12 protein-coding genes are annotated in these 12,193 nt (G+C 33.7%); 2 read left to right on the top strand and 10 right to left on the bottom strand.

The window, feature by feature from the left end; translation table 11 throughout:
- Positions 1 to 400: 400 nt before the first annotated feature.
- From rpiB to ACW2QF_RS13275, 9 genes are all read right to left on the bottom strand, one after another.
- Positions 401 to 829, bottom strand: a complete 429-nt coding sequence (gene rpiB, locus ACW2QF_RS13315; RefSeq protein WP_455716496.1) for a ribose 5-phosphate isomerase B — start codon at positions 827 to 829, stop codon at positions 401 to 403.
- A 3-nt stretch (positions 830 to 832) separates the two neighbouring features.
- The gene (locus ACW2QF_RS13310) at positions 833 to 1,285 is read right to left on the bottom strand and encodes a low molecular weight protein arginine phosphatase (protein ID WP_455716495.1); all 453 of its coding nucleotides are present in this window, start codon (positions 1,283 to 1,285) and stop codon (positions 833 to 835) included.
- 19 nt (positions 1,286 to 1,304) lie between these two features.
- Positions 1,305 to 2,360 carry an L-threonylcarbamoyladenylate synthase gene (locus tag ACW2QF_RS13305; protein ID WP_455716494.1) on the bottom strand — a complete coding sequence of 352 codons (1,056 nt, stop codon included), beginning with the start codon at positions 2,358 to 2,360 and terminating at the stop codon, positions 1,305 to 1,307.
- 174 nt (positions 2,361 to 2,534) lie between these two features.
- Positions 2,535 to 3,251 (bottom strand): N-acetylmuramoyl-L-alanine amidase, encoded by a 717-nt coding sequence (locus tag ACW2QF_RS13300; protein ID WP_455716493.1) that lies wholly within the window; start codon positions 3,249 to 3,251, stop codon positions 2,535 to 2,537.
- 510 nt (positions 3,252 to 3,761) lie between these two features.
- Positions 3,762 to 5,456, bottom strand: a complete 1,695-nt coding sequence (locus ACW2QF_RS13295) for a glycosyl hydrolase family 18 protein (RefSeq protein ID WP_455716492.1) — start codon at positions 5,454 to 5,456, stop codon at positions 3,762 to 3,764.
- Between the two features lie 128 nt (positions 5,457 to 5,584).
- Positions 5,585 to 6,532 (bottom strand): hypothetical protein, encoded by a 948-nt coding sequence (locus ACW2QF_RS13290; protein ID WP_455716491.1) that lies wholly within the window; start codon positions 6,530 to 6,532, stop codon positions 5,585 to 5,587.
- Between the two features lie 241 nt (positions 6,533 to 6,773).
- Complete coding sequence (locus ACW2QF_RS13285) at positions 6,774 to 7,676, bottom strand: hypothetical protein (protein ID WP_455716490.1); 903 nt, start codon at positions 7,674 to 7,676, stop codon at positions 6,774 to 6,776.
- Between the two features lie 57 nt (positions 7,677 to 7,733).
- Complete coding sequence (locus ACW2QF_RS13280) at positions 7,734 to 8,339, bottom strand: hypothetical protein (RefSeq protein WP_455716489.1); 606 nt, start codon at positions 8,337 to 8,339, stop codon at positions 7,734 to 7,736.
- Positions 8,290 to 9,723, bottom strand: coding sequence for a serine/threonine protein kinase (locus ACW2QF_RS13275; protein ID WP_455716488.1), 1,434 nt, complete (start codon positions 9,721 to 9,723; stop codon positions 8,290 to 8,292). Before ACW2QF_RS13275 ends, ACW2QF_RS13280 begins: the two co-directional genes overlap by 50 nt.
- Before the next feature lie 528 nt (positions 9,724 to 10,251).
- Between ACW2QF_RS13275 and ACW2QF_RS13270 the strand changes: the two genes are divergently transcribed.
- Positions 10,252 to 11,058 carry an adaptor protein MecA gene (locus tag ACW2QF_RS13270; RefSeq protein ID WP_455716487.1) on the top strand — a complete coding sequence of 269 codons (807 nt, stop codon included), beginning with the start codon at positions 10,252 to 10,254 and terminating at the stop codon, positions 11,056 to 11,058.
- Between the two features lie 97 nt (positions 11,059 to 11,155).
- On the opposite strand, the gene ACW2QF_RS13265 is transcribed toward ACW2QF_RS13270, so the two are convergent.
- Entirely contained in the window at positions 11,156 to 11,359 is a 204-nt protein-coding gene (locus ACW2QF_RS13265) for a DUF1858 domain-containing protein (RefSeq protein WP_455716486.1), read from the bottom strand.
- 524 nt (positions 11,360 to 11,883) lie between these two features.
- On the opposite strand from ACW2QF_RS13265, the gene ACW2QF_RS13260 reads away from it, so the two are divergent.
- The coding region (locus tag ACW2QF_RS13260; RefSeq protein WP_455716485.1) for a pyruvate formate lyase family protein at positions 11,884 to 12,193 on the top strand (310 nt) is incomplete at its 3' end.

Below are 12,193 nucleotides of genomic sequence, written 5' to 3'. Positions count from 1 at the left end.
ATTATTCACGCATAATTATCAACTTGTGAGAATTTTTTGAAAATACTTCCATATTGTATGAAATCACATATTAATTATACCATTTTTTTTTAAAAAGTCCACAAATTAAGATTTTAAATTTATATCTAATCTTCCCCAATTGCTTATATTCATGCAAATTTTTAGTGAATATACAGTTTTTATTGTTACTTTTTTACTACTTAGTACATATTAATATATATTTTTTTGTTGTATTTTACCTTTTAATATATCATAACTCATCCATAGGCAGTAACGAAAAATACCACATACTGGATAGAGTGATTCTTCAAGAAAAAATAAAAGACATTAATTTGAAATTTCTTCAAATCAACGTCTTTTATTTACTTATACAATAGTTTAATTATTCAAATACATTTCATTATTCTTCGATTTGGTTAATCCTGCGAATATGTCTTTCGTCATTAGAAAACTCTGTATTGATAAATGTATCAACAATCTTGATTGCTAATCCTGGTCCAACAACTCTTCCACCCATTGCAAGAATATTAGTATCATTATGAAGTCTTGTTGCTTCTGCGCTGAACACATCATGGCATAATGCAGCACGAATACCTTTTACTTTATTGGCAGCTATAGAGATACCAATACCTGTTCCACAGATAAGAATCCCCTTATCACATTCACCGTCTACAATTGCATTTGCAACTCTTCTGGCATAAACCGGATAATCAACCGATTCCATACTATCACAACCAAAATCTTTATAAGCAATATTATTTTCTTCTAGATAATTTATAATTTCTTTTTTTAATTCATATCCGCCATGGTCACTACCTAACGCTATCATTTGTTATTCCTCCTCGTTTAGCTTATATACTGTTTTCTTAATTAGTCTTGCTAGTTCAACATAACATTCTTCATAATCTGCAAGACTTTTTCCATATGGATCAATTACATCAAGATCTTCTCCGACGAATTCATTTAAAGTATAGACATTCTTACAATTCTCGTACTCACGCTGTACTTTTTCCTTCTGCTCTTGTGTCATTGTAAGAATCAGTGTATTTTCATCAATATCCTCTGGTTCTAGAGGTTTTGCAATATGATCTCCTATTGAGAGATTATGATTTCGTAATACTGTATCCGCCTTTGGATTCGATGGCTCAGGAAACAAAACCACCAGACCTCTAGACATTACTTCCATATCACTTGCTGTATCTAAACTTCTAAAAATCACTTCAGCCATAGGTCCTCTGCATGTATTTCCCATACACACAAAAATAAGTTTTTCATATTTAATCAATAAGATACACCCCCCATTGCTACACTTCTACCACATGGTAACCTGCGGCTTTTAGCAATCTATTCATAATAGCTTGCCCTAGATTAGTATCTGCAAATCCTTCTGAATAGATAACATCTACCTGTTGTTCATCAAAATCACGAAGAATTGCATATAACCCTCTAGCGATCTGTTCGTTATCGTTTCTTGAACCAAGAGTCATTACACAGTTTGCTTTGTACTTAGAAAATGTTTCATCCGTTGCAATTACCCCCACAAGGCAGCCTTGTTCCATCTTCTGCGATGCAAACTCATTAATCTTATCTACTACTGCCTGTTCTGTACCTTCCACAATAGTAAGATCCGCCTTTGGTGCATAATGTTTGTACTTCATTCCAGGTGCTTTCGGTTTAAGATTAGGATCCATACTCTTTGCAGTTATTGTCTTATCAATATCTACTGTTCCAACAACTTCCTCTAACATCTCTTTCGTAATATACCCCGGTCGTAGAATCGTTGGTACCTCGCTTGTCAAATCTACAATTGTTGATTCCAAACCGATACCTACGGCTCCACCATCTATAATCATATCAATCTTACCGCTTAAGTCCTCTATTACATGTTCTGCTTTCGTTGGACTTGGTCGACCGGACAGATTAGCACTTGGTGCTGCAATACATACTCCTGACTCACGAATTAATTGTAGTGCGATTTTATTACTTGGCATACGAATGGCCACCGTATTTAGTCCACCGGTGGTGCCGTATGGAACTTTGTTACTCTTTGGCATAATCATTGTTAAAGGACCTGGCCAAAACTTATCTGCTAGTTGATATGCCTGTTCCGGTACTTCCTCAGCAATGTCTTTAAGGCTATCCACATCTGCAATATGAATAATCAAGGGATTATCCGATGGCCTTCCTTTCGCAGCATAAATCTTCTTAGCAGCTTCTGTATCTAATGCATCCCCACCAAGTCCATATACTGTTTCCGTGGGGAATGCAACTAAGCCTTTTTTTTGTAATATAGCCGCTGCATCTTGTAAGCAACCTGGTTCCAATTCTTCTTCATTTATTTTCTTTATTATTGTATCCATAATTTCATCGCCTTTTCTTAAGTAGGTCGACTATTTTGTAGACCTAGGTCTATTTTTCTATATAAATACTTATACATGACCGACTTTATCCAATCTATTATAACACTACTTAATATTTTTGCATACCTTTTTGAATTTTTAATTACGTACACTCTGTAATTTACCACTTTTTTCTTATTCATATACATATGTATTAAGATAATTCATGATTCCAAGGTGAATTGCCCATGCCATTCTAGTTTGGTAATCTTCGTTCACAAGCAACTCTGCTTCCTTCCAATTTGATAAGAAGCCACATTCGACAATAACAAGTGGACATTCTGTCTTCTTTAACATATAATAACTTTCATTTGATTTTGCCACACGATGATTGCCATCTCCAATGGTCTGCTTAATTTGTTCTTGAAGAATCTCTGCTAATATTTGTCCCTCTGGAGATCTATTATGATAGAATACTTGTGCTCCGGATGAGCTCTCTTCTGGAAAAGAGTTTTGATGAATACTAACTGCAATCACAGCATCACTTGAATTAATGATCTCTACTCTTTTTTTCAAATCTGCATTCTTTTTGTTTGAATCCGATTCTTGATACAGCCCCTCATCTGTTTCACGGGTCATTATAACATTAATATCATTTTGCTCTAAGAGACTCTTTAACTTTACTGCTATTAATAAATTAATCTCCTTTTCTAAAGCATTATTAACTCCCACCTTACCCGGATCAAAACCTCCATGGCCAGCATCGATAATAACGGTACACTTAGGAATCAATGGTTCTGGATTTTTCTTACCTTCATTAAATACACTTAATGTTTTAATACCAATAGCTGTGGAAAGCCCTATTAGAAATAGCGCAGCCACTACCATTGTAATCATCTTTTTCTTATTCATACCCTGTCTTAACCTGACGATATATTCTCATTCTATCTTATGATACGGCAAGCGGAACTATTCAACAAAAAAGTTTTCTCAAGTGTGATGCAAAACTCTAGGTATATTTTGAATGCTTCTTAGCTGCGTACTATAACACGAAACACGCTACACATCTAAGTTCTTCTAGGTGGGTACTTTATAAGTATTCAAGTGATACGGAACCGCCTTCGATTCGGCATCCTGCCTCAGCTCAGGCTTGCTCGCCCTCCTCGGCTCGCATTCCTACGTTAGCTAAGTACCCTCTAAGAAGTACTATAGATGTTTCGCTATTGTCTCTTAGTTATAGTACGCAGCTAAGAAGCAAGGCTAGGTGATTGAGAGTTTTGCTGATGTACTTTGTTAATGAACAAATGTGCGTAAGTTATTTAATAGCTAAAAAAAGACACTAGAATGTAGCTTCTTTCATGAACCTACATTCTAGCGTCTTCAATAAACATCTTCTTGATTTTGCTTAATTATTCTAATTAACTAATTAACATACTTTAAAATCATATTCCAAACGCTACTCTTGTCAAGTCCAAGCTTCCAGCTTGCTATACCTGCAACGTCATTTTCCATAATAACCTTTAGCTTTTCTTCTAAGGATTTTTCTTCCTCTAACCATATCTTATAGGTTTTGCCGTCTCTTTCATATTCCGCATAATACTGCTTTGTTTCGTCATCCCACTTAGCTTCGGCATTATTCTGGTCAAGAATTGTTTGTGCTTGTTCCATTGAATACGCTTTTGCTGTTACTCCATCGTCTGACTCTTCCCATAATCTAGTATAGAAAGGAATTGCAATTATGTTTTTCTCTGCTGGTACTTCTTCTAAGACATTCTTAACCGCGTCTGTTACAAATCCAATAGAAGCTACCGAACCACTTCCGTCCGAACCATTAATATGTTCATCATATGCCATTGTTATTACATAATCTACAAGTACACCTTGTTCTTCTCTATCATAATGAGTTGTATACGCACTTGGTACATAATTATCTACTGATAATACGATACCATTGTTACGACATTTTACAGACATTTCACGTAAGAATTGAATATAATCCTGTCCAGCAGCCTCTGGAATCTTCTCAAAGTCTAAATTTAGACCATCTAAATTATATTTAATAGCTAATGCAATTAATTCATTGGACAATTTATCTCTTCTACTTGTATAAGCTAACAACTTCGTCATATCGATACCATTGGTGAAATCATCTACCAAAGCCCAAACTTCAACACCATAGTTATGTGCACGCTGTACATATGTTTCACTTGCTAATGACTCAACATCACCTTCAACACTTGACACCTTAAACCAAGTAGGTGATATTGTTGTTACCCCTTTTGTATTACCAAGATATTCTAACACATGATTATTAGCAGTTTGGTTAGTAACTTGGTGGAATGTTAAGTTGATTTTATAATCTTTAGATATACTTGTATAATCCGGCTTTTTGAAATTACTCTCTTCTGCCTCATAGTAGGAATTCTTTGTCATAGAATTCTTAACATATCCTACTATACCGTCTTCTGTCATAATCTTCGTAAAACGTTTGTTTATCTCTTCTTCATCGATTATAATTTGAACACGGTCACCCTTCTTAAGTTGCTTTAATATGTCTCCCTTTACCGTTGGTTTATAACGCAATTGTGTTGCTTCTTTAATATCTGCATATAGGAATTCTTCTCCCCATACGTAAGTAATTACAACGCGATTCGGATCTTCATACAGGGTATACTTAACATCTGAAAATTCTTTTACATAATCTAATGCTATATAAACAGTTCCGTCTTCCACTTTGGTTATAGCATAGTCCATAGATTTCTTGCTTTTATTTATATAATAGTCTTTACTTCCTACTTCCGACTTAATAATTTCAGTAGGAGTAGTATAGATTAAAAGACTCTCATTATCATCCCAATAAAAACGTTTATTAAAATACGATGTTACCGTATCATAATCAACGTAGATCTTCCCATCAATGATCTTACCTTTTTGCTCGTATATCTCGTTTTGTAGTATTAAGACAACATCATCTTCATCTGCTGTCTGATAATATTCATAAAGATCCATAACTTTTTTGCTCGGGGCAAATTTACTATACATCATAATTCCTGCTGTGATGGCAATTGCCAAGAATAAGATTACACTTATTATGGTTAATCTAATCTTCTGTTTCATGTATGTTCCTCCATAATTTATTCCGATGATATAATACGATACCTTTTTCTCAATTATAACAGTATTATCGTGTCATTTCTATGTTTTTCTCGCTATTTATACTTATTAATCATTAATATTTTATTAATCTATTCAGTATTTATTATAGAGAGAACCTCTGCCACCTCTACTTCGTTAAGAATTGGTATCTCAAACACTTTTTTATCGCCCTCGTAAATCTGAAGGAAATCTTCATATCCTAGTTTTATAATTCCATATGCTTTCTTTACTTTTGAAGTTAGTTCTACTTTTGAAATTAATTTCCTTTTTCCTAGATATATCTTACCATTTGTAAATGCTATTAGATAATTCTTAGTAATCTTCATATTAACAGAGTCGAATTCTAACTTTGTTTCAACTTCGTCATTAATCGTATCTAATACATTATCAATCTCACCATACTTTGCAAGATTCATAACTTCTTTTCGTTTATATATATTCTTTAGGTTATTATAAGATATAATGCAGTAAGTAATGCATAACAAGACAACGCAGATAAGCGCACCCCATATTATATACATTCTTATAAGATCAGCATTTGCTTCATCGAGTACTACTGTTGATATAATTCCTGTATCAATCCATTCCTCTGTAGTCATTTCATAATCTTCGGCTACAATACTTAGCAAATCTGGAGCAGTGTGCATACGTGCTGTAAATGAATAGTTTGTTAGAAGTTCGTCCGGTTTGTTAGCATCTTCTCCTAATCGGCTAGCCGGCACAAACACAAAGAATTTTTCGTCTCCAATAACAGTTGCATAACAATTATAAAGAATCTTACCATTTTTATCTTCTTTATAATAACCAGTAAACTCTAATGAAGCATCGGTTACTTTAACATAATCAACACCTGCATTAAACTCCTGTATTAAGTCTTTCCCATTTTTTGCATCTAATACATGAAATGGATTAGATAAGTTCCCTGCAAAGATCAGACAAAATATAATAACTAACAAGAATAAAACCATACCGATTTCACTAATTAATTTGCTTTTATTTTCTCTCTTAATTTGTCTTCGAATATCGTACGTGCTCATAAATTACTCCTATCTGTACTAGGCTGCTAAACCCATGTGCTAATAAACACTAATTTATTTTTCGCCAAACAGTTATAGTATACCACAAAATTTATCAAAAGTGTAACAATTTAGAAATACGGTATATGGCATGATATTAATCCTTTGAGGTGCTTTTGGATAAGAAGGTTGTATTGTGTGATATATTTATTCATACCATACACCGTAATCTTTTATATCTTTTATATTTTATATCTTATTTTTAATCTACATAGTTATTATCAATATAATCAGTATTTTCTAATTTTACTGTATCCTCCTTTGCAGACTGTTGATTATTATATTCGGTGTTAGTATTTTGTCTACTTTTATCCGAATATTCTTTTATTTCCATAGCTACACGCTCTCTTACCCGATTCTCCATGTGTGTTATTGCTCGCTCTACAACATTCGGATCTTCTTGTATTAATGAATGAACAATATCATTCTCTGGATATGTAACAATTGCTTTTTCTTGATCTTGCGATATATACTGTATTGCATAAATCTCTGCCTGCTCATTAAAATAAGCATCCACAACAGCACTTGCTAAGGTTAATATCTCTTCTTCTGACACTTCTATCCATAAGCTATTATCTGTCTGTTCCACTTCATCATACAAGGAACAAGCTAAGACTCGCTTTTTAGAAAGCACTATATAATCAGCTCCATTGGGAAACTGAATACGGATATCCACATAATCACCGCTACTTAATGCATCTGTTATCTCAATGAAATGATATACATGTTTACGTAGGTCATCTGCCACAAGTACTCCTGTATCGATCATTTCCGGAAACAAAATAGTATTGGACTCAACTGGATATCTTAATCTACCACCAATAGCATCTTCTAATTGAACCGTATTCAGCCTATGCTCTGCATCTGTTAACTGAATACTCACTAATTGTTCTGGTTTTAATATTTCTCCTTTCGCTAGATTTTCCAAAACAATTACTCCATATGTTATTGGTAATTCTTTTTCATCTGGAGTTTTAGCGATTGTTTTATTATAAAATACCACTCCTCCAATAAACACTATAATTCCTACTATAAAACACACGATACAAATCATCATAACTTTTTTCTTAGCTATCTTTCTTTTACCTTTTCTAATTATAGACATGAACCAGTCCTTTCTCTCCGCAGAATACTATTACGTTCAAATAAAATCAAAGGAATCTCAAATGGGGAATCCTCTCCAAAACTGAATAACTTCTTTTACTAAGAGAAATGGATCATAGATACAGGGAATACCATATAATTTTATTCCAAATTCATGATAGAATTCTTTCATGTCATATCTCTGCCCAAGAGTAGCCAAGTAGAAACTAATCCCTACACCTGTACTTTCTGTATCCATAACTTCCTTATAGGCCTCTCTTTTCCACTCACATAGACTTCCTATTAGAAAGCGATACTTACATCTAACATATTGGCTCTGCTTACCTCCTTCATATACTCCATAATCAACAAGTATATAATCGTATGTCACTCTTTGTAGCCGCAACCAAATATCCTCATCGGCATCTGGATAATAGTCAAGTTTACCGACAGAAAAGTAATTTTCTTCTCCTATGGCACCTGCCGCCCTTTTTATATAAGAAAAATGCATATTCGCATTTCCTTCTACTAAAGCTACGCGATAATGACAGTAATGAGAAAGATATGTGCCAAGCGATATAGTAGAATATGTTACCCCAGCTCCAGACAAAGTTCCCATCATAGCAATCACAGTCTCACCTTGTTTTCTTAATAGCCCAGGATGTGAACTTCTTCCACCGACCATCCTTTTCTCCTTTCGAATAACTCGTTGTCAACTCCGCAATCATTGTATGTATCAATTCCCATATTGATTTATCATAACTATTAAATAAAAGGTCTGGTATATAGGGAACTCGATAAACTTGATTAAAACTCTCATTAATGATGACATATTCATACTCCTTATAAGATGTAAGGTTCAATATAAGGGTGATTGATTTATCAAAGGTATGTATCATATCCCGAATAGAATTGCTGATTTGCCATGGCTTAGAATTGGTTACTAACAGACATAAATCAGCTCGCTCAAAGTCCTGATGATTTTCCTTATTCAGTACTCCATAATCTATAACAACTGTTTCGTATTCCTTTATTAGACCCTCCGCCACACCTTTTACACATGGAAGTATGTGCAGATCCTTTGATATATAGACCTCGTTCTCTAGAATGAAATCTCCCTTACTATTGATTATATCCATACTATCTCTACTACAATTACGTTCAATATATAGACTTTTTCCTAGGAATTGATTTAGATACTTAGTAAATGCAAGTGCTACGTGTGTGACCCCTACTTTACCTTGAACTCCTGCAACTGCGATAGTCAGAGATGTTTTTGTTTTACACATATTGTTTTTCGTTCTTCTTTCTTGCATCTTGGTAAGTGCAGATATAATTTGATCTACACTCTGATACCGTAATTTAGGATTTTCCTTAGTACAACGATTAATAATCCTCTTAATCTGGCTAGAACATCTCCCTTTTAAATCTACATTCTCAATGTGCGAGCAATTATCCATAAAGAGGCATCCGGTAACCATAAAGTACATGACCATACCGATACCATATATATCTGTTCTCTCATCAAGAATCCCCCCATTGTATTGTTCTGGAGCCGCATATCCAATGGTACCTGCAATAGCTTCTCTACTCCTTTCTTCGTCTCTAAATCTTGCAGAGCCGTAATCAATTAACGTGATTCCATGCTCAGAAACAAGTAAATTATCTGGTTTTAAATCTAGATATAGGATGGGCTTTTCCTGATTATGTAGGTATTGAATTACTTCACAGATTTGTAATGAAAATTGAAGAATACGTTCCTCAGATATAGACTCCTGAGCTCGTATCAAAGATTTTAATGATTGGCCATCACAGTACTCCATTATAAGATACGTATTCTGGTCATCTTCCTCCCAGTCATACATAACAGGTATTCTACTATGATGCAATTGACTTAAAATAATAGATTCTTCTAAAGAATATTGATTGACAATCTTGCTTTTACTTCGACACTTGATTACTCGTAGTGAATGAAGCAGTCGATGTTTTGCCAGGAATACGGTGCTTGTACCTCCACTACCTAGCTTATTAATTAATTGATATTTCTCTAACAAACTATAATGAAACACTCTCCTTTCTTTCATTTTAATCGCGAAAAACTTGTAAAATTATTACATCTCAAGCACTATTATAGTACTTTTTTACCAAATATGCAATTGATACTTCGTGTAAATATTAAACAAATTTTAGAAGGTATTATTAGTTAGTATTAACATAAATATTCTGATCCCGCTAGTGTAACAAATGAGTCTCTTGGGTATACTGTCAACATATCAAATCAAATGCATACATTAGTTTGTAGCATTCATTCTTCTAGTCAGATGTAGTATACTCTTATGGAACAGATTACTGCAATCCTTCCAGTAGTTACTCAAATTGCAAATACGAACGAGCATTCTGCGGTTTTATACGTATTTTATGTTATTGACTTTATGGCATGTATGAATTATACTTTGTATACGGATAAATGTACATTTTTATCCAATAACTGTTTAGTTCGTTTTATGAAAAACATAAACATCTGAATAGATTCCCAGTTAAAACCGCAACTAACAACTTAGCTGAATTTTCAATAACATAGAAAAGGATGTGATTCTATGAAGATAGAAAAGATCAATGACAGCCAAATTCGATGTACTCTGAACAAAGATGACTTAATAGATCGTGAACTCAAGATTAGTGAGCTCGCATATGGAACTGAGAAGGCAAAAGAACTCTTTCGTGATATGATGCAACAGGCTTCTTTTGAATTCGGATTCGAAGCAGATGATATTCCATTAATGATCGAAGCAATCCCAATCTCAAGTGAATGTCTGATTTTAGTGATAACTAAAGTGGAGGATCCAGATGAACTTGATACTAGATTCTCTAAATTTACTACTGATACAGACAATGATTCCTCTGATTTAGATTCCGATGATGAACCTTCTGCAGATGAAATCATTAATTGTTTTGATCAATTAAATGAATTAATTGACGATACAATGAAAGATGATATAGATTCAGATGAATTTATTCCTCTTCCTAAAGCACTTAAGTCAAATAAAGAAGAACCAACTTCAGAAACTACTGAGTCTCCTAAAGCTCAAGGTTCTGTTACTATTACCACTAATATGACTAAGGTATTCTCTTTTGATTGCCTTGATACTGTTATTTCTGTATCAGAGATTCTCGTATCTATGTATAAAGGTCAAAACACTTTATATAAGGACCCGACAAACTCACGTTATTATCTGTTAATTACAAAGTCTGACCACACTCCTGAGGAGTTCAACAAAGTATGTAACATAATAACAGAGTATGGGAAGTCAGAGAAAACAACATATGCAACTGCTAGTTACTATGCAGAGCATTTTGAACCTATTGTAAAAGAAAATGCAATACAAATTTTATCTGTTATGTAAAATAAAAAATATTTAAGGCTATCACAAAATTAATTCTATTTTGTGATAGCCTTATTTTAGCTATTCTTATAGCTTTTCCTATTTCATGATCTTCTTCTTAGTTGCCTTCTAAATAAGCATTAAGATCATCTATTAATGCATCTGCATCTAAACCATGAACCATAGCTGCTTCTTCTATTGATTCAGCTTGAGAAGATGGGCAACCGATACAATGCATACCAGAATTTAATAAAATTGGAATTGTTCCTTGATCCAAAGCGATGATATCTGCAATAATCATATCCTTTGTTACTTTAGCCATACCATTGACCTCCTTTATTATGAGTATTTTCCGCCTATATTAGACATAATAATATGTCAATAAAAACTTCAAGCTACATTACTCAAAATCATTATAATTAACATTGTTATCAAATCTCCTTTATTATATTCTATCATGGTTCTAACGTCAAGCAAGGGCCGTTATTTTGTATTCCATAAAATAATTGTAAATATCGATAAATTTTTAACAATTTGCTTGACGTGTATACAGTATTCATTTATAATGCAATTATAGGAAAACAGATATCCGCTGGACAAATTGATTGCTTCCTTAACGTTTGCGCTGTTGATATCATCCTTAATACGAAAGAGTAAATATATTGTTTTTAACTAAACTCGATATATTTCATACTATTCGGTATAACAGCTCATTTGAGTCAAAGCAGAAGAGCAACTCAAATAAATTATTGAGATACTCGGCAGTCATACTGATTTTCGAGATACTGAATGGTTGTAATATAACTAACTACTCACAATTATGTTACAGACAGGAGGATTATTATCATGTGCAAACCACAATGGGAAGGCTTTACAACTGGCGACTGGACAAAAGAGATTGATGTCCGTGGCTTTATTCAAGCAAACTACACACCTTATGAAGGTGATGACTCTTTCTTATCAGGTACTACCAAGAAAACGGAAGAACTTTTTGACGAAGTTAAAAATCTTATGTCAGAAGAAAATGAGAAAGGTATCTTAGATGCCGAAACAAAGGTTCCTTCTTCTATTACTGCATTAGTACCAGGCTACGTTGTTAAAGAAATTGAAGTAATCGTTGGTATCCAAACTGACAAACCACTTATGAGAGGTATTT

It is taken from the genome of Anaerosporobacter sp. (assembly GCF_965301125.1).
This window is presented reverse-complemented; position numbering and strand designations above follow the sequence as displayed.